A 19,791-nucleotide genomic window follows, 5' to 3' on the forward strand; every position below is an offset into this window, starting at 1 on the left:
TACAGACCGTTATGCCTAGGTTTTTCTTTCAGGTGCTTAGTTTACGAAGAGATTGAGTTTATTTCAGATACAAAAACGCCAGCTTTAGAGGCTGGCGTTTTCTTAAAATTCTATATTTACATGTTAACGCTGAGATTAACGGTTAATACCGATATCGCGTTGCATGTGACCAGATAGGTCGCTTGCGTAGTAACTACGTGGAGAGTTGTCTACGAAAAGAATATCGAAAATGTGTGCAATCAATCCTTTGAAGTTAACCGAGTAGGTTTTCTTATCCATAGAGTTAGGAACAGCGATAGTATTCATTTGTACTGCTTGAGCCATGATTGCCTCTCTATAAATTTATTAATGTGTTTCGTTCTGATGACAAGAATAATAGGTGATCTTTTGCAGGTTAAAAAATGACTAAAATTAGATTTTGGGATTAGTTTTTCTAATAAAACAAACCATTAACAATGCCACAAAATAGATATGCAGATTATGTGAGTACAAATTCAACATGGTGTTTAGATCATGCATTTAGTGCAAATACCCCGCAAACAACAGTGGCCAATGTCACAGAAAATTTACATAAATAAATTTTCCACTTCATCAGCCACGTATTCATTATCGACTTTTCGATAAGTTATATTTGTTTTTAATTTACTTGTTCAATGCCTGGCTTCTTCGCATAAACCGACGCTATAACCGCAATCGTCATCGTAGAAACCAATACCGCCAATGACCAGTAAGTTGGGATAGCCCACTCGCTATCAACCAGAAGCATTTTCACACCAATGAACACCATGATGAATGAAAGCGCGGGTTTCAAATAGATGAACTTGTCCATCATACCTTGCAGTACAAAATACAACGAGCGAAGACCAAGTAACGCAAACACGTTAGCCGCAAGTACCAAGAACGGTTCTTGTGTTACCGCAAAGATCGCAGGGATAGAGTCTAATGCAAACATCACGTCCATGACTGCGATCGCACCGATGACCAACATCATTGGAGTGAATGCCCATTTAGCACCCTGTTTAACCATTAATGCAGGGCCATGGAAGTCCTCTGTTACCGGCATCACTTTACGAAGTAGCTTTTCAGGCAGAGTATTCACACTCTCCTCTTCGCCCTTGTCTAATGCCAGCTTAATACCTGTACCAATCAAGAACGCAGCGAACACGTAAAGCACCCAGTGATATTCCGCCAATAGCTGTGCGCCTAGTGCGATCATAATTGCACGAAGCACCAATGCACCAATTACGCCCCAAAGAAGCGCACGAGGTCTTAGATGCTCAGGAACTTGGTATTGAGCAAAGATCATCGCAAAAACAAACAAGTTGTCTACGCTAAGGGATTTTTCTAACAAGTAACCCGTAATGAATGACACGGTTGCTTTTTGCGCTGTGTAGTCACTGTTCGGCGCATAAATGTCCCAAAATAGGTAAATCGAGCCAGCAAACAAAAACGCAAGTACAAACCAGAAAACACTCCAGATTGCCGCTTTCTTGATAGTAACGTTACCGCCACGAGTCTGATAGATATCAATAGAGACGAGAATAACCGTTAGCAGGAAAAAGCCCGCATAAGTCGTCATGATTGGCGATGAAAAAAAGGATTCACTATTGGTAGATAATAGAGATTGAGTTGAGTTCATTATTCCTCCGGGCGGAAGAACTGTACAAAGACCTTCCGCAAACAAAGCATATCAAGCTCCATTACGGATCTTGACTGTGATTGCGTTGGTCTCGTTGAAGTGAAATATGGGATTTCACTTTTACATACCGGATAGACTCTTGGCCTAACGAGATGACGATATGTAAACTTGCGCTAACTACTCCCCAAACGCGTGGATAATAATCCTCTGGTTGTGTTTCGTCTATATAAATTTGCACGGAAAAAGCAAAAAAGGAGCAAACGCTCCTTTCTGATTGATGCCACTTTGTCAAATAAACACGCGAATTGATTCTAAGAATAAATTCGCAAGTCAAACACGCTATTGCACTGCGTAATGAAGTTGCAAAAAGAGCAATTTACAGCCCTGCGGCAGGTATTAAATACACTAACGCTGACCAAACTGATACCCAACCGACAACCGCTACCGCATCTAACCAATCTTTCTTATCCATGCATATCTCCACAAGAAGGCGACCTGCAGAGATAAAGCATAAACAATGCCAATTTTATAAATAACCCAAAGTAATAGTGTTAAATATCAGTATCAGCTTTAGTTATCTAAAACACTCCATGCAATTCAACGGTTCATTGAGTTGAAGCGACTCTGGGTGGTCTTGCAGAAACTCGATGAAGCAGTCTGCCATAGAGTCAGTGGTGACCGTGCCATCACCGATCATATCCAACACAGCGTTATAGCCCTCTTTGCCTTTCATTGTATAGGCTGACGACGCGCCCCGGTAAATACGGTTGCGAGAAACAGCTTGCCAACCTGAATCATCAGAGTGAATTTCTAGATGGTGAATCCTGTGTCCTATAGGCGCTTCTTTGTGGTAACAAAACCTCAAATTATGTGTATAAGGAAAGCTACCTGAACCTGTGCCCACGACACCATTATCAATCGCGTTATTGATTGCACCTTCAAGCATGCCAGCGATCGTTTCACCTTTTACTTCATACACACCAATAGGTACGGCAAACGGTAGTAGTTTTCCGGCAATATCGGCAACAGAGACATCGCCGCTGTTCAGTGAATTTCTTACACCACCGGCGTTGTGAATGGCAAAGTCAACCTGATGCCCTTTCTTGTTCATTAGATGGTGAAATGATTGAGCAACCAAGGGGGCTAGTTGACTCGGGCCTTTAGCATCTGGAATACGTACATGGCGAAGTTTAGTGTCTGCATGAGCAATCACTTGTTGCTGAAGCTTTCGAACTCGCGGCTGGTATTTATCCGTCAGAATGCTCTGCAGCTCAGGATCTTTCTTACACACTGCAATATTAGGGTGATTGTTTAAAAACTCACACGCCATATCGTGGGCATCGTCTTGCCCTACTTCACTCAGTTTCGCGTCTATAAAGAGTCGACGGCCTAATAACAGTTCGTTTTTACCATTGAAGTGCGTCACTTTGCCTTGAGAATCGAACTCGATTTCGCAGTGTCCTAAGCTCATGGCGTGGAAACCCGCTTGCACAACATAGGTATCGCCAATTTTCACACCGTATTCATCATCTTTAACTAAGCCGATATCAGAGAAATCACCTTGTAAGCGATGACTATGACCACCAACGATGACACCAATACCTGTTACGTTGGCTGCTAACTCTAAATCAGCTTCGTAACCAAGATGGCTAAGTAACACAATCTTGTTGATACCTGCTTGATGGATTTGCTCAATGGTCCCTTTTGCTGTTTCCAAAGCATTTTCAAACGGTGTATCGATATCTGGGTTAGCGATGCCTGCCATCTTGTCGATGCTTAAGCCGAATATTGCGACCTTCTCGCCATCAAACTCTTTCGTTATAAAAGAAGCACTTCGTGTTTCAGGCCGATAAGGCTTAACAATGTCGTTGTCCGCTAGCGTATGAGTTTTATTGATATCCTCATTCGATAGATTCCAGTTACCGGCCAACAGCGGGAATTTGATTCTTTTCGCGAAAATCGCAACGGGCTCATTACCCATGTCTAACTCGTGATTACCGAGCGTCATGGCATCTATATTAAGGGCATTCAACAAATCGGCATTGGCTTTTCCCTTGAATAAGGAAAAGTACAACGTGCCCTGGAAGCAGTCACCAGCGTGCAAGAACAAGGTTCCAACCTTCTGACGCTGGGCATCTTGTTCTATTTGTTTGAAGCGTGTTGAAATTCGAGCAAAGCCACCAGCACTGACATAAGGTTCAATGATGTGGTTGTTCATTTTAAGTGATAGCTGTAACGAGGTTGGTTCAAAGTATGAGTGGGTGTCGTTGATGTGTGCCAACACTATTTTTGTCGGCTTATTCTTTTTAGTCATATTTTCTTCTCTCTTTGTCCCTTCATACTAGGTCGAGAATCATGACAGAATCGTGAATTTTATGAAACTGCACTGCAAAAAAATACTCGAGATAGATCAAAAATCTCATTTTGCACCGTATTAATAAACAACGGGTTTTGTGACAGGTGAGCATACCGGATTTGGATTTTTCGATTATGATTAAAGATATCTGTTAGCTTTCAAATAATTAGCAGAGCCTTCCGTTAGGAGTAAGCCTATGCAACTAGAAAGAATCGAGATTTCTGGCTTTCGAGGTATCAAGCGCATGTCACTCGCGTTTGACGAGCTAACCACGCTTATTGGTGAAAATACTTGGGGTAAGTCTTCATTATTGGATGCCCTTTCCGTCATTCTGCCCTCAGACGGTGTGCCATATCACTTTGAAATGACCGATTTTCATGTCGATTACTCTGTTTCACACCCGCAGTCTCAACATCTTCAAATTGTTCTCGCTTTAAAAGCTAACGATAAGAGCGAACTTAACGCAGGTCGTTATCGCAAACTCAAACCTATTTGGGTTCAAGATGAATTTGGCGTATTTCGCATCTACTATCGCATCAGCGCGACGTTAGAACAGTATGAGACAACAACACACTATGCATTTCTTGGTTTGGACGGTAATCCGCTCAAGCTTCATCATTCAGAAAAGCTTGCTCAAGAATTAATGACCTTACATCCCGTTATCCGTTTGCGTGATGCAAGGCACTTTGATCGTCCTTTCAACGGCAAGTCCCTTAACCACAATGCTCACCTGCCGACTAATGTTCACGCTAATAACGGTCACGCTAACAATGCAAACGGAAATGGGAACAACAATCCAAATAACGGGCATGGGAACGGACATAATCACACAACCAATGGTCATGGCACGAATGGAAACGCCAGCAACGGCAATGGCAATGGCAATGGCCGTCAGGCAAGAATAGAAAAGCGCATCGACAACACCTGCCGCCGCCTTATGGCGATACCCGGACATGTTAATAAGGGTGAAATGCGCAGTAGCCTAGAGTCGATGCAAAGTCTGATTGAGCACTATTTTTCTTTCAAAAGTACTTCTCGTCGTAACCCTAGAAAACAGCGAGACGGATTGCTTTATTCTGCGGGTGCCAATGATCAGAGTATTCATCAACTTGTCGAAGAGACCAAGAACAAACAAACTCGCTTATTATTCATGGGGTTACTTAACGCTTATCTACAAGCTAAAGGGCCAAACGACTTAAGGCGATGTGCGCGCCCTCTTTTGATCCTTGAAGATCCAGAAGGTCGATTGCACCCAACACACTTGGCAAGGGCTTGGAGCTTGATGCAGAAATTGCCCATGCAGAAAATCCTGACCACCAACAGTGGCGACCTACTTGCGGCGGTCCCACTTCAATCGATTCGTCGCTTGGTTCGTCAGTCAGACAAAACCATCGCCAATCAACTCAACATGAACCATTTCAGTAAGGATGAACTTCGACGAATTGGTTTTCATATCCGCTTCCACCGCTCTGGGGCACTATTTGCTCGCTGTTGGCTATTAGTAGAAGGTGAAACCGAGGTTTGGTTGTTCAATGAACTTGCCAACCAATGTGGCTATAACCTAGCAGCAGAAGGTGTGCAGATTATTGAGTTCGCCCAATCAGGACTTAAGGCACTGATTAAGGTCGCGCAAGAGTTTGGCATCGATTGGCATGTGGTAACTGACGGCGATGCGGCGGGTAAAAAATACGCAGCAACGGTGCTATCGAAGCTTGGTAATGATCAGGAAAGACATCGACTCACGGAACTGCCAGATAAAGATATCGAGCATTACCTATATATGAATGGGTTTGAGAGCTTTTTCCGTGACATGGTTAAGATTCCATACGATCACCCTATCCCTCCAAAGAAAGTGGTTGCCAAGGTATTGAAGAAACATGCAAAACCCGACCTTGCACTCGCCATTGTTTCTCATTGCGAGAATCAAGGACAAGAATGCATTCCGCTTTTATTAAGGTGGACATTAAAACGCGTGATCACCATGGCGAATGGAAATACCTAAACATAATTTGTTTTATAGATGCTATCAGTTGCTCTACTGATGAAATATTTAGCTAGTCGCCTCAACCAAAAAAGGCACACCAAACGGTGTGCCTGTATAAATCGATATACAAATTAATTGGGGGTTATCTTGCAAGAGTTCACAGTGACTAACTAAGGTTAGGTTAACGAATTAAGCCTTTGCCTGTTTAGCGTGTTGTTCAACAACTTCCGAAGATTGAGTCGATTTCTCGTGAAGCCATAGCCCCGTTGCTTTCATCAAGTATCCAAATACACCACCAAGCAGTAAAGATGGCACTACAAGTTGCCAATCACCACCTGCAGCAAACGTCGCACAGCAACCAATGAAGGTGCCTGGGATATAACCTAGCCACGCTTGTTTCGCTTGAATACACATAAAGAATGCCACAATAGCAGTAATCATGTAGCCTAAAATCTCTAACCCTGCGAAGGTTGAGCTTTCGATAATCACCATTGCCCAGAATACGCCAGTCATGTTGGTCAATAAGCTACCTGCTAGTCCTTTAACGCCGCCTGTTGGCGAAGCAAAGTAACTGGTGCAACCTAAGAAACCTGCCCATGACAATAAGCCGAAAGAGATAGCAATCCATCCCCATAGACCTGACAAAATACCTGTTGTTAATGAAATCGCGACTAATGTACTCATACTATTTCTAAAGCCTAATTACGTAATTGAACGCAACCGGATTTAGCCTCACTTAAAATCAAGTAAGCATACTATGGGAAGATAGCCCTTATTTAGCCGATCACGATCACGTTAATAATGTATGCAGATGTGTATTTATCACTAGATAGAGACCGAAATCGCTTATTCAACATATTTGGTTATCAGTATTTTATCAATTTATCGTTACAGAAACGATGGCTTGCCTTTCATCATGCGCTTACCTTCTCGCTTAATACACTCAGCAAGTGGGTTCTCAGACATATCTGCACGCCAAATAAAGGACAAGGTTCTTTCCATTTCAAGCTCAGGGACATTTAATGTGACCAGTTGACCAGACTCAACAAACTGTTCGACATCGAGATAAGGTAAACACGTTAAATATGGGCCGTTTGCAACCAAACTTCTTAAAACAGGAACGTGTTCATACTCTCGCCAAACATCAAGATCACCAATTAAATGGTGAATAGAGCTATCAAAAACTTTGCGAGTACCCGAACCATGTTCACGTAATACCCATTTTGCTTGTTCTAATTGCGCCAAGCTTACTCGTTCACGCTTCGCAAACGGGTGATGAGCCGATGCAACCACCGTTAAATGGTCCGTACACCACACTTCTTGGTGAACTCGGTTGTCATCACAACGACCTTCGATAACACCCAAGTCATATTGATAATCTAATACGCCATCAATAACCGCATCGGTACTTTGTACGCCGAGCGAGATTCGCATCTCAGGAAAGTCGTTATCAATAATACTGATGAGGTCAGGAACTAGGTGTTCCGCTGGTGTTTGGCTTGCACCGAGTTTGAGCTCTCCACTTAGTAAATGCTGCTCATAAAAACCCATCTCAATTTGCTGCGCATCTTGCAGTAAACGCTTCGCTTTAGGCCTTAGCCACATTCCCCAATGAGTAAGAGCCATTTGCTTGCCCTGCCTTTCAAACAAAGGCCTGCCGAGCATTTTTTCCAACTGTGCAAGAGACATACTTGTCGCCGACTGAGTCAACGCCAATTTGTCTGCTGCCTGACTAACGCTCCCGGAGTCTGCTACTGCATCAAATACCGCGAGTTGCTTTAATGAATAACGCAAAATTCATCCTTAATGCTTTTAATTATTTGTGTCCTGATGCTCGTTTTTTATAAAGCCAATGAGCAATCAATTTCATTCTACGCGTAACCCAATCTATATCAATAAATTTGATGTGGTTTCTAAAAATTATCAATTTTACCTCTACCCATCAACGCCCTAATCTGGAATGGCAGGACACAACGAGCCCTGCAAAACATTACTGATTAACCATTACGGATTAACCAAGTCATTAACACTAGGAATTACACATGACGGATTGTTCAAGGGGGGGATATGGCAACCAGCACTTCTGAAAATCATCAACTGTTCTCACCAACAGAAATGATGGCGGAAGCAGAGAAGTTTGCATTAAGTAAAGCAAATAAAACCAGCAGCATGACATTGAGTTTGGCAATCATGGCTGGCGCATTCATCGGGCTTGCTTTTTTATTCTACATCACGGTAACCACGGGCAGCGCTGATGCTGGATGGGGACTGAGTCGCTTAGCCGGCGGTCTTGCCTTCAGTATGGGTTTGATCTTGATTGTGATTTGCGGTGGTGAGCTATTTACCAGCTCAGTGTTATCAAGCATCTCATGGGCTAACAAGCAAATCACCTTCACGAAGATGCTGTCTATCTGGGGCAAGGTGTATGTCGGCAACTTTATCGGTGCCATGTTCCTATTGGCTTTGGTAAGCGCAGCAGGCTTGTATCAACTGGATGGCGGGCAATGGGGCTTAAACGCTTTAAACATTGCTCAACACAAGCTACACCACACCCCAGTTCAAGCGTTTGCTTTGGGTGTGCTTTGTAACTTGTTGGTGTGTTTAGCGATTTGGTTAACGTTCAGCTCTGCTAACGCAATGACCAAAGCAATGATGACCGTGTTACCCGTTGCAATGTTCGTAAGCTCAGGCTTTGAACACTGTGTGGCGAATATGTTCATGGTTCCGCTAGGCATCACGATTCAAGCATTCGCACCAGAAAGCTTCTGGATGCAAATCGGCGCAACACCAGCCCAGTATGCAGACCTAAACGTCATGCAATTTGTCACCGCAAACTTAATACCAGTGACAATCGGCAACATCGTAGGTGGTTCAGTATTGGTCGGCTTAGCGAACTGGAGCATCTACCGTCGCCCACAACTTAAAGCAGCAAAAATTACCGCTATTACACAAACAACAGAAATTACGTCAGTTAAGGAAATTACTATGAACACAGCAACTACTATCAAGCAAATCATGAACACTCAACCAATTACACTGAGCGTAGAAATGCCAACATCAGTCGCGATTGATACACTTTTAGACGCGCAACTTGTTAGCGCTCCTGTTTGCGATGTTGAAGGTCGTCTAGTGGGTATCTTCTCTGTTCATGACGTAATGGTTGACCTTTGGTGCCAAGATTACATCCCAACTAAAGGCCAAAAAGTTGTAGACCTAATGAGCCGTGACGTTGTGGCAATCGATGCAAACGACAAGCTAGTAGACGTTGCTGAGTTCCTATGCATCGACAAAGAGCAACTGTACCCGACGACAAGCATGGGCTTCGCAACTCGCTTGACATCTCTTTCTCTAGAAGAGCGTGCAAAAGCGATGAAAGTAAGCCAACCACATATGCTTCCAGTGTTAGAAAATGGCGTGATGGTGGGTGTGTTGACTCGCATTGAAGTGATGCAAGCACTGCGTCCAATCTACGGTGACCGACTAAACGTGGTTCCTCAAGCTGAACTAGAAACAGCTTAACTAATCGTAAGTTGAACTATTAGGGATTAGTAGTTCAATTAGATAACTCAGTCATGGCAACGTTGACTGGCTAGAGGCAAATGGTGGCTTTTAACGTACTAAACGGTTTGACACAAAACAGACCTAAACGCGTTGCCATTTATCTCAATAAAAAAGGCGCAAAGTGAAAACTTTGCGCCTTTCTCTATTTCTAACTGCTGACCTATTTAGTATCGACCAAACTTTTGATATTTCTAAATAATGTTGATACCTGTCAGAGAGCTAGAAAGCTAGATTACTTTTTTACGCCTTCAACGTGTAGTTCCATGTCTACATAGCTTGAAGCGCCCATTACTGGAATGTTGAAGTCAGCAAGTTCTAGACGAGTTGTACCAACGAAACCTGCACGCTCACCGCCCCATGGGTCTTGACCAGCACCGATGAATTCAGCTTCGATAACGATAGGCTTAGTTACACCGTGAAGTTTAAGGTCACCCATTACTTCAAGTTTGCCGTCGCCTTTATCAACAACTTTCGTGCTGTTGAATGTCGCATCAGAGAACTTACCAGCATCGATGAAATCGCCGCTACGGATATGCTTATCACGTTCTGCGTGGTTTGAATCAAGGCTTGTAGTATCAACCGTTACGTTTACTGTAGACGCTTCAACGTTGCTTTCATCAAATGAGAAGTCACCTGAGAATGTGTTAAAACGACCTTGGATAAAGCTGTAACCCAGGTGGCTAACTTTAAAGTTAACTGAAGCATGCGCACCTTTTGTATCAATCACGTAATCAGCGGCGTTCGCAGCGAAAGGCATTGCCATTGCAAATGCTAATCCTGTAGCGATAATTGACTTTTTCATTTTGAAGCTCCTATCATTTTTCGTAGCGTATCGTCTTTGTCGATAACGTGGTGTTTTATCGCCGCTAAGGCGTGTACTGATGCCATGATGATCAGTACCCATGCAGCATAGTAGTGAATCGTTCCTGCGAGATCAGATTGGTTTGCAAACAGTTCACCCATACTTGGTACAGTGAACCAATTGAATACGTCGATCCCGCGGCCATCTGATGTTGAAATCAAATAACCTGAAATAAATAAAACCGCTAAGTTAATGTACATAAAGCCGTGAGCGATCTTCGCTGCTGCAACTTCATAGCTTTTACCTTCTACTTTAGGTGACGCGGTAACTAGTTTCCAAACCAAGCGGATAACAGTAACAGTAGCCAAAAGAATGCCTACCGAGCGGTGATAGTCTGGCGCTGTTTTGTACCACTCGCTGTAATATGAAAGATCAACCATCCACAGGCCTACACCAAATAAGCCAAATACTGCGAGAGCTGAAATCCAATGCATCGCTCTAGCTAAAGGGTTGTAATTTCTAACGTTGTTGTCCATGCATCTCTTCCGAATGTTAACGAATCGTGTAGTTTTGAAAAGCGTACCCTACACTAAGTTTGTGTAACATATTATTTACCAAGCTTTACAATAGTTACATCATTTCAAATTAAACGAGTTATTCAAATTATTTGAACAAGTTTGGGCTAAACGTTAGATTTCAACGATTTGTTCGATCTCGTAAAGCTCATCTGAGATATCTAACATTTTACGTTCCATGACTTTTTGAGCGTCTTCTATCCCTTTGTTGTAGTAAACCGCCCCAAACTTTTTACTTATGAAATCGACCAAGAATTCCGTGTCGAACTGACCAAGCTCCACATCAAGTTCATCTTGCAGGTACTTTTGGAGCGTATTAGTAAGCTCAGACTTTTGTTTCGAATCTAATTGAATGGTCATGAATGTTTCCAAATAAAGAGTAAGTAGATCAATTGTGATTTGCTGACTAGACTATAGTCGAGGTAACTAGCTAGAATTCCTCATAATTTAGAATACAGACCTGTAGAGCGCCAGTGCTATCCATAAAATCACTCAGCAATGGTTAATTTTGATAGAGAGATCAAGAACTCGCACTTTGACGATAGGTAACGGAACCGCAATTACCGTACTATTGCCCATCAATAAGATAGTAGCTGTGTATAAGGGACTTCATTGTTATTAGATCTAGTGATTAAAAGCGTTAATCAATTTCAAGACGATTGCCTAAAGCTCTGTGAACGCCATTACCCTACGGTGCACAATCAAGGGATCAGTGAGCACCATATAGGAAAGGCATTTGCTCGCCGAATGGAGCACACCTTCGTTAGCTTTAATCATGCAAGCAACATCAGCCCACTTGAAATGCTTTCTTCTGGCGAAACGCCTCGACACTTCCGAATATCTTCCGAAATTGGTACCGTTTGGATGATCAGTCATCATATGGTGAGCGCCGGGAAAACATGTCGTAGAAAGTTAATGTTGGACATCCATAATTGGCAACAAGAGTATGGATTTTCCATTCAACCCAATGACGTTTTGATCATTGTCTCCGACCATTGGATTAGCCGAAGTAAAAACAGTGGTGAATTATTGCATTGGTGGATGGGTGAACTCCCAGACGAGATCACGGAATATAGCCAACAAGGTATCACGCTAAGAGAGAGTGATTCTCAATTCGCTACTGACTTAAATAATAATTTTAAAATCAGCCCTTGCTTCATTAAATTTGGACACCCTTTAAAGCGGTCAGGAAATCAACAACTGGTTCGTAAATACCTGCAACTTTACGCAGTACTTCAATGGCAGTAAGAATACGGGTCAACTTTTTTAATCAGTCTTGAAAGTAAATAGTTAGACCTCCATCCCAATATTTTATAAAACCCAACTCAAGCCCTACCCAATAATCAATCAAAATTTATCTTCGATAAAATAATAACTTATCAGCTCATCGTTCATATTTTGAGAAGTAGATATCATTTATATGCAAACAGAGTTGTTTGTTAATAATGTAACTTTGACATTCCCCCATAACCTGAGGCTTTATCCTTACTTTCACCTGGTGTATTAGCGTTGAAAGCTTATATTGATTGGTGTTGATATGAGATAGATCACTCAGAGATTAAATTCACAATAGTCATTATTAATGGTGAATGATAAGTAATTTTAATGACTAATATCAATTATCATGCTGTTTTTTCGTTAATTATATTTATTTAAATATTGACTCTACAAATGAGTTTTTATTAATTGACAATTTACTTACACCTGTCAATATTGTGACAGCCGCGACATGTACGTCCGCCATTGAATAAGCCCTCTTTACTAGCGACTATGATTTTATCAGACAGAAGTGAATTTATTAGCTGTATATCCGTAGATGCTGATATGCAGTTTATTGCGAAATACCAAGACCTGACGCTTAGAAGCGTCTATCAACCTATATTCGACTCTTCTATGACTCAAATAGGTGTTGAGGCTTTGGTGCGCATTTCAAATAACAAAGGTGATATTGTTCGTCCTGATCACTTCTTCCATTCCGACGAAACCTCAAGCACAGACAAAATCAATGTAGAGAGGTTGAGTCGAGCGATTCATATCCGTAACTTCGCACAATCGACAATCCGTCATTTACATCTATTTTTGAACGTTCTTCCAAACGTTGGTGAGTTGTTTGCTGCAGAAAAGGTCAGCGATAGCTTGTTAGCTAAACGCCTTCACGAGCTTAACCTTTCATGCGAACAGATAGTGATGGAGTTGGTAGAGTTGAACGCAGAAAGTGAAGAGCGTTTGAAAGATGCCGCTCTTTCTCTTGCGGATAATGGCTTTCAAATAGCGGTCGATGATTTTGGAACACAAGCATCAACCGAACAACGCGTTCGTCACATTAACCCTCATATCATCAAGATAGACCGCTCGGTTATGTTGGACTTTGAACAAGGCGACACTCGAGAAATGGAGTTAGTACTTGATCTTGCAAACCAAATTGGCGCAAAGACAGTGATTGAAGGTATTGAAACCCAACAACAACTCGAAGCGATGCAGGGCTTAGGCTTCAATATGTATCAAGGCTACCACTTAGCCATGCCAAAGCCGATTGAGTTAGACATACGGCTAGCAATTTAGAATCGCCCTATTGTTCTTAAAGCCGCTTGCCCATTGAGTAGCGGATTTTTTAATGCTTGCCTATTCGTACCCTCTTACCGCTCTCACGTGTCAACACATTTCAGGACGGGACAACACGCATAAAAAACCCAGTCAAATTTGACTGGGCTGGCTTAAAAGAATCTGTTTTATATCATTCCCTAATAACCCGCAGTGGACGGTTTGATTCTATATAAAATAGCGAACATCACCGGTACTACTATTAGCGTTAGTACGGTAGCAAAGCCTAAGCCTGCCATGATGGTAATCGCCATCGAGCCGAAAAATGCATCGAATACCAAAGGAATCATACCCAAGATAGTCGTTAATGCTGCCATAGATACCGGTCGTACACGACTAATCGCACTGTCGACAACCGCTAAATATGGGTCTTTACCTGTTGATAGCTCACTGTTGATCTGGTCAAGCAGTACAATGCCGTTCTTCAAAATCATGCCGCTTAGACTCAATAAGCCAAGGAACGCTGTGAAGCTGAATGGCATATTGGTACCTAACAGACCAATTGAAACACCAATGATAGAGAGTGGAACCGTAAACCAAATCACAAGCGGCTTACGAACCGAGTTAAACAGAAGCATCGTGATGATAAACATCAGCAAATAACCCATTGGCAGTGAGCCAAACAGAGATTCTTGCGCATCTTTAGAGCTTTCGTACTCACCACCCCAGCTAATGCTGTAGCCTTCTGGTAAATCTAATGCTTCTACCTTTGGTTTCACACGAGCAAACAGACTCGCTGGCGTTTCATAACCAAGAACATCGTGGTCAGCCAATACTGTTAGCGTACGTTTTCTGTCGCGACGCTGAATCAGTGGCTCAGACCATTGAAGCTCTACGCCATCAATCACTTGCTCAACTGGGATGTAAGTTTGTAGTGATGGGCTCCAAATCTTCACATTGTTTAGCGATTCGAAATCAAAACGCTCTTCTTCCGGTAAACGCGCCACGATAGGTAACATATGAGTACCATCACGCAGTAGGCCGATGTTGTAACCGCCAAACGCCATCTGTAATGTCTCAGACAAGTCAGTTTTTGAAATGCCTAGGCGACGAGCCTTAGATTCGTTGAACAGTGGTACAAGTTCTTTAGTGCGTTCACGCCAGTCATGACGAACATTTCGAGAGCCTGGATCGGCAAGCAAGATGTCTTCGACTTCAACTGCAATGTTACGCAGTACTTGTGGATCGGCACCGATAATACGCGCTTCAATTTTTGAAGCGGGTGACGGACCAAACTCAATCAACTTGAACTGGAACGTTGGTTGCTCAAATTCGTTCGCTAAGTCTTTGTCTAGCGCCGCTAGAGCCTTAAACATAGTGTCGCGGTCAGTGGTTCTTACTTGTAACTGGGCGTACGCTTCGTAGCTTTTCTCTGGTTGGTAAGTCAGTGCGAAACGTTGCATGCCCTGCCCAACCGTTGTCGTTACAAACTCCACGTCGTCTTGCTGGCGAATGTAGCTTTCAACTTTTTCTGTCTGCTTGATCGTTTCACGAACATCGGTGCCTTCTGGCATCCACATGTCTACGTAAAACATTGGGGTATTTGACGGCGGGAAGAACTGCTGCTTCACCATACCAAAACCGACGACAGAAACTGCTAATAGAGCGACCATACTAACTACAGTAAGCCATCTAAATCGAAGTGCTACTTTCAGACACGCACCGAATACCACAAACAGGATGCCTTTGTATGGGTCTTCGTTCTCATCAACCTTGTCTTCTTCTTTAAGCAACATCTCGGCAAGGAATGGCGTTAGTGTTAGTGCAGTTACCCAACTCAAAAACAGTGAGAAACACAGTACCCAAAACAGTGAACCCATGAATTCGCCTGTCGCATCCTTCGACAAACCAATCGGTGCAAACGCTGTGATAGCGATAATGGTCGCACCTAACAGTGGCCATTGTGTTTGCTTGACGATGTCTTTCGCTGCTTGAAGCTTGGTTTTGCCTTTCTTCAAGCCCACCAAAATACCTTCAACGACAACAATCGCATTATCCACCAGCATACCCAGCGCGATGATCAGTGCCCCCAGAGAGATGCGGTGCAGTTCAACATCGTTGTAATCCATCAGGATGAAGGTACCGAATACCGTCAATAGAAGAACCAAACCGATGATCAAACCACTGCGTAAGCCCATTGCGAACAACAATACAATGATAACGATGGCTACCGCTTCAACTAGGCTGATTAAGAAGTCAGCCACAGATTTGTCTACTTCTTGCGCTTGGTTGTAGAAGTAATTCAGTTCTACACCCGCTGGCTTAATGCTTTCTAGGCGATCCAGTTCCGCATCCAGTGCTTTACCAATCTCAACCACGTTTACACCAGAAGAGAACGCAATACCCAAGTTGATTGCTGGTTTACCGTTGTACGTTAATACATTGCCCGGCTTTTCTTGAATACCACGAGTTACTTCAGCGACATCTTTCAAGCGAATCAGGTTACCTGTATCGCGACCATGAATGATCAGGTTTTCTAGTTCTTCAACCGTGCTTAAGGTGCCGTTTGGCTTGATCGTAAGGCTTTGACCATTCAGCATCACCTCGCCTGCCGATACCACACTGTTTTGCTGTGCTAGCAGTGACGTAACCGTCGACATATCTAGGTTCAATGCGGCTAAGCGTTCCAGTGACATCTCAACAAACAGTTGTTCTTGTTGGTCACCTGCAATGCTTACTTTACCGACACCGTCGACCAGTTCGATTTCACGCGTTAGGTAATCTGCGTACTGTTTGAGCTCAACGTAATCGTAACCATCACCGGTCAGCATGATCATCACACCAAACACATCACCAAAATCATCGATGATCTGAACGGAATTTACACCACTTGGCAGTGTTGGTTGTAGATCGTTGATCTTACGGCGCATTTCATCCCAGATCTGAGGCAGCTCGTCTGGACCGTAGTCCATCTTCATACTGACCATAATTTGGGACATACCGTTCGATGATGTCGAGGTAATCTTGTCGATGTACGGAAGCTGTCTTATCTCTTTTTCTAGTGGGTAAGTCAGCTCTTCTTCAACTTCCATTGACGTAGCGCCAGGGTAAGTTGAAATAATCATTGCATCTTTAATGGTAAAAGCTGGGTCTTCTAAACGGGATAGATTACCAAAAGACGTCACACCGCCAATGGCCAAAATGACTAGAAACAGCCAGCTGATTACTTTGTTCTTTATTGAATATTCTGCGATGTTCATTCTGCTTTTCCTGACAATTGGATTCCGTCACGGAGTTTTCTTAAATTCGAATTTACGAGTAGCTCACCTTGCTCAACACCATGAGCGATGAGTGCGCCTTGGCCACTGATCTTGTCGACTTCTACTTCGCTTTTGAATGCTTGTCCGTCTTCCATTTTCCACACATAGAACTGATTCGCTTCAGAGCCCGCTTCTAGCGTTGTCATTGGTAATTGGTAGCCTTGAACATCGCTCAGGCCCGCTTTCGCCATATCTACATTGACCGTAACGCTCGTGCCTGGCAGGATTTCACTTTCAGGCTGCTGCATCTGCATCCAAAATTCGTAGGTACGGGATTGTGGGTGCAGTTCACTGGTGTGTTCTAGATACGTCAGTGGATATTGGCCTGTGTGACCGCCAAAGGTCGCCTCAGGACGATAGCTATTTGAACGCATGTCTGGGCTAATTGACGCCAAGATCGAATCTGATACTTGAATTCGCACATACACCTTGTCGTTCTGGTACACACTCAGTAGTGTTTCTCCAGGCGTCGTATTTTCGAATCGTTGCTTATCGACAGTTGAAACTGTTCCTGAGAACGGCGCTAAAAGTTCTGTGTAACTCAGCTTGCGTTTCGCCGCCGCCAAATTCGCCGATGCGAGCTTGTAGTTAGCCGTCAGTTGGTCGTGTTCTGATTGCGATAACATTTCGCTGCCAAACATCTCAGTACCACGGGCCAACTGTTTGCTCGCCAGTTTGAATTGAGATTGAGCATCAGTCAGATCTTGGACGTACGTTGCGTTATCTAAGGTGGCTAATAACTGCCCTTTTTCGACATTGTCGCCCGCTTCTACTAATACTTGTTGAATCTCGCCTGCTAGCTTAAATGCCAAGGGAGTCAATTCAGCTGGCATCACCTGTCCATTAAAACTTCTGAACTGATTAGTAAGCGGTGCGCCAACTTCAAAGGTAGAAACCAACAAAGGTGGTTGTTCACGGTGTACAGCTTCATTGTTACAGGCTTGAAGTAACAGAACCGACGCGACAACAACTGATAATTTTGAAAGGTTCATTAAATACCGCCCTCACGAAGCCAAGCTTTTACTTGTTGTCCGTCTGATAACGCATCCACACCCGCTTCAACGATAAGGTCACCAGACGACAATCCGTCGATAACCTTGCCTTGCTCATCAAGAAGGACTTGTACTTTAGAAATCAGTTGAGAGTCAGGGTTATAACGCCATAGTTCACCATGGCCTACGTCTTTGTTTAACCAAGCTGAATCCACAATACCAATGCCGTAGTCAGATTTACTTTTCTGAACTTCAACTTGCGCTGTCATACCAGAAAGTAGATTGATGCCTTCTGGCTTTTCGATAGACACAACCGCTTGGTAGCTGTTGGTATCTTCATCTGGTTGCGTTGAGATTTCTTTAAAGCGAGTCGGGATACGAATGCCGCGGTGGCTGTCCATCACAACCCACATGTTTGAGCTCGTTAGGTCTTGAATAGAACGGTCTTCAAGCTTTGATACTGGAATTGAAAACGTCACATCCATTTCACTGTGATTCAAAATATTCAGTACAGGCTGCTTTTCTGCGATCAATTGATATTGCTTTCCAAACACCATCGATACCACGCCATCGAATGGAGCAACTAAGGTAGTGTAGCCAAGGTTTGTTTTTGCTTGGTCCAACTCAACTTCAGCGGCAGTAAAGGTGTTTACGGCTTGGTCGTAGTAATCGGTACTGACCAGTTTTTTCGCATACAACTCAGAAGCTTGTTTGTATTGGCTGTTCGCCAGATCAAATTTAGCTTGGGCTGCGTCAACGGCAATACGGTAATCCGTCGCGTCTAATACGGCTAACACCTGACCTTTCTTCACTTCTTGTCCCATACGAACATCGAAGGTTTCTATATCTCCACCCACTTGGAAAGAAAGTGCCGCACGGTCGGTTGCATCAACCTTTGCAATGAAGCTATCGAGATCAATATCAGTCTGTTGTGGGATTTCGAACAGCTTGACTGGCTTGATTACCTGCACATTTTCCTCTGACTGAACTTTGTCACATCCAGTTAGAGAGCCTGCGAGCAATAGTGCTGCAATAACAGCTCCCATGCGCTTGCTCGATATGGCATTGATCGACAAATTGAACTGCATGATACCTCTCCGTTTAATTATTATGATTTATTACACAGGTGGGCAGTATATTTAATATTAAATAATTCTCAAGATTTACTTTCCACTTGTGCAGTATTTTTTATTTCAGTAAAAACAGTGTAGAATGTTGTAATCAGGTAATTATGTGAAATAAAGATGACCGAAAAGAAGCAAGGTAGAAGAAGTGCAAAAGACGCCGAAGAGACGCGTTTTTTGATCATGAGCGTTGCCGCAGACATGTTCTGTGACTTTGGCTACGATCGTGTATCACTGCGAAACATCAGTGAAAAGGCAGGCGTCTCGCATAGCCTTATCCGCCACCACTTTGGTAGCAAAGAAAAGATTTGGCATGCAATAAGTGATTGTTTACACGATTATTTTCAGTCTTACATCAGTAAGATTATGGAAGAGCTGCCAAAAGATGTTGCGCCAAATATCGCTATCTACCTGTTTAGCATGCGTCTGTTCACCAACATGATTCACTCACGTAGGCCAATGCAGCTTATTTCAGACTCTGTTCGCCAAGAAGACAACCTAGTTGATTACTTCATCGACAATGTCGGCGATGTTGAAAAAGAGATTAACGGGCTTGCCGCTGAGTACAATGCAGCTAACCCAGACAAAATGATCAACATTTACGAAGTTAAATGGCAAATGATCATGTACGCAAACGGCGCTGTATGCCTCACTCCCTTTATGGAAAGCACTTGGAATGAAGGTGATATGGTCACCTCACCCGAAGACGCCCTACTTAAGCATTGGCAGCTTTTCAACACGCAGATGGTCAGCAAGTTCAATATTGATGAAGAGTGGGCTCTAAATCCAACCTCGATTGAAGAGCTGATTTATGAAGTGCCATGTGAATGGAAGTGTAACCAGGAACATAAAGCTTAATCGGGTTCATAACCATTATGAGCTTATAAGATACAAAAA

The 19,791-nt window shown here is 43.2% G+C and carries 16 protein-coding genes; 5 read left to right on the forward strand and 11 right to left on the reverse strand.

Annotated features, from left to right (window positions below; all coding sequences use genetic code 11):
• Nucleotides 1-135: 135 nt before the first annotated feature.
• The 3 genes from AB4133_RS08165 to AB4133_RS08175 form a co-directional block, all read right to left on the reverse strand.
• Complete coding sequence (locus AB4133_RS08165; protein WP_017059812.1) at nt 136-324, reverse strand: hypothetical protein; 189 nt, start codon at nt 322-324, stop codon at nt 136-138.
• 313 nt (nt 325-637) lie between these two features.
• Nucleotides 638-1,639: a TerC/Alx family metal homeostasis membrane protein gene (locus tag AB4133_RS08170; RefSeq protein ID WP_017059813.1), complete on the reverse strand. Its 1,002-nt coding sequence runs from the start codon at nt 1,637-1,639 to the stop codon at nt 638-640.
• A 574-nt stretch (nt 1,640-2,213) separates the two neighbouring features.
• Nucleotides 2,214-3,953: a bifunctional UDP-sugar hydrolase/5'-nucleotidase gene (locus tag AB4133_RS08175; protein ID WP_372224196.1), complete on the reverse strand. Its 1,740-nt coding sequence runs from the start codon at nt 3,951-3,953 to the stop codon at nt 2,214-2,216.
• A 238-nt stretch (nt 3,954-4,191) separates the two neighbouring features.
• On the opposite strand from AB4133_RS08175, the gene AB4133_RS08180 reads away from it, so the two are divergent.
• Entirely contained in the window at nt 4,192-5,997 is a 1,806-nt protein-coding gene (locus AB4133_RS08180; protein WP_372224197.1) for an ATP-dependent endonuclease, read from the forward strand.
• Nucleotides 5,998-6,168: 171 nt separating this feature from the next.
• On the opposite strand, the gene AB4133_RS08185 is transcribed toward AB4133_RS08180, so the two are convergent.
• Nucleotides 6,169-6,663, reverse strand: a complete 495-nt coding sequence (locus tag AB4133_RS08185; RefSeq protein WP_017059817.1) for a DUF1097 domain-containing protein — start codon at nt 6,661-6,663, stop codon at nt 6,169-6,171.
• Between the two features lie 204 nt (nt 6,664-6,867).
• Nucleotides 6,868-7,773, reverse strand: a complete 906-nt coding sequence (locus AB4133_RS08190) for a LysR substrate-binding domain-containing protein (RefSeq protein WP_136978571.1) — start codon at nt 7,771-7,773, stop codon at nt 6,868-6,870.
• 273 nt (nt 7,774-8,046) lie between these two features.
• Between AB4133_RS08190 and focA the strand changes: the two genes are divergently transcribed.
• The gene (gene focA / locus AB4133_RS08195) at nt 8,047-9,498 is read left to right on the forward strand and encodes a formate transporter FocA (RefSeq protein WP_050650436.1); all 1,452 of its coding nucleotides are present in this window, start codon (nt 8,047-8,049) and stop codon (nt 9,496-9,498) included.
• 274 nt (nt 9,499-9,772) lie between these two features.
• Here the strand turns inward: focA and AB4133_RS08200 are convergent, their stop codons facing one another.
• The 3 genes from AB4133_RS08200 to AB4133_RS08210 all read right to left on the reverse strand — a co-directional run bounded on the left by AB4133_RS08200 (nt 9,773) and on the right by AB4133_RS08210 (nt 11,277).
• A complete protein-coding gene (locus tag AB4133_RS08200) occupies nt 9,773-10,342 on the reverse strand; it encodes a YceI family protein (RefSeq protein ID WP_017069926.1) in 570 nt (189 codons plus the stop codon).
• Nucleotides 10,339-10,878, reverse strand: coding sequence for a cytochrome b (locus AB4133_RS08205; protein ID WP_017059820.1), 540 nt, complete (start codon nt 10,876-10,878; stop codon nt 10,339-10,341). The genes AB4133_RS08200 and AB4133_RS08205 overlap by 4 nt, the downstream gene beginning before the upstream one ends.
• A gap of 153 nt (nt 10,879-11,031) precedes the next feature.
• Entirely contained in the window at nt 11,032-11,277 is a 246-nt protein-coding gene (locus AB4133_RS08210) for a DUF2164 domain-containing protein (protein WP_229647529.1), read from the reverse strand.
• A gap of 252 nt (nt 11,278-11,529) precedes the next feature.
• Here AB4133_RS08210 and AB4133_RS08215 point away from each other — a divergent pair, with 252 nt between their 5' ends.
• Both AB4133_RS08215 and AB4133_RS08220 read left to right on the forward strand, forming a co-directional pair.
• Nucleotides 11,530-12,165 carry a hypothetical protein gene (locus tag AB4133_RS08215; RefSeq protein WP_017069925.1) on the forward strand — a complete coding sequence of 212 codons (636 nt, stop codon included), beginning with the start codon at nt 11,530-11,532 and terminating at the stop codon, nt 12,163-12,165.
• 576 nt (nt 12,166-12,741) lie between these two features.
• Complete coding sequence (locus AB4133_RS08220) at nt 12,742-13,479, forward strand: EAL domain-containing protein (RefSeq protein ID WP_029235240.1); 738 nt, start codon at nt 12,742-12,744, stop codon at nt 13,477-13,479.
• A 179-nt stretch (nt 13,480-13,658) separates the two neighbouring features.
• Here the strand turns inward: AB4133_RS08220 and AB4133_RS08225 are convergent, their stop codons facing one another.
• The 3 genes from AB4133_RS08225 to AB4133_RS08235 are packed head-to-tail and all read right to left on the reverse strand — an operon-like array spanning nt 13,659 to nt 18,858.
• Nucleotides 13,659-16,718 carry an efflux RND transporter permease subunit gene (locus tag AB4133_RS08225; RefSeq protein WP_372097482.1) on the reverse strand — a complete coding sequence of 1,020 codons (3,060 nt, stop codon included), beginning with the start codon at nt 16,716-16,718 and terminating at the stop codon, nt 13,659-13,661.
• A complete protein-coding gene (locus AB4133_RS08230; protein WP_017065790.1) occupies nt 16,715-17,770 on the reverse strand; it encodes an efflux RND transporter periplasmic adaptor subunit in 1,056 nt (351 codons plus the stop codon). The genes AB4133_RS08225 and AB4133_RS08230 overlap by 4 nt, the downstream gene beginning before the upstream one ends.
• Nucleotides 17,770-18,858, reverse strand: a complete 1,089-nt coding sequence (locus AB4133_RS08235; protein ID WP_065584249.1) for an efflux RND transporter periplasmic adaptor subunit — start codon at nt 18,856-18,858, stop codon at nt 17,770-17,772. The genes AB4133_RS08230 and AB4133_RS08235 overlap by 1 nt, the downstream gene beginning before the upstream one ends.
• Nucleotides 18,859-19,014: 156 nt before the next feature.
• Between AB4133_RS08235 and AB4133_RS08240 the strand changes: the two genes are divergently transcribed.
• Complete coding sequence (locus AB4133_RS08240) at nt 19,015-19,752, forward strand: TetR family transcriptional regulator (protein ID WP_017059828.1); 738 nt, start codon at nt 19,015-19,017, stop codon at nt 19,750-19,752.
• Nucleotides 19,753-19,791 lie beyond the last annotated feature (39 nt).

It is taken from the genome of Vibrio sp. 10N.286.52.F8 (assembly GCF_041468745.1).
Classification (GTDB): Bacteria; Pseudomonadota; Gammaproteobacteria; order Enterobacterales; family Vibrionaceae; genus Vibrio; species Vibrio crassostreae_C.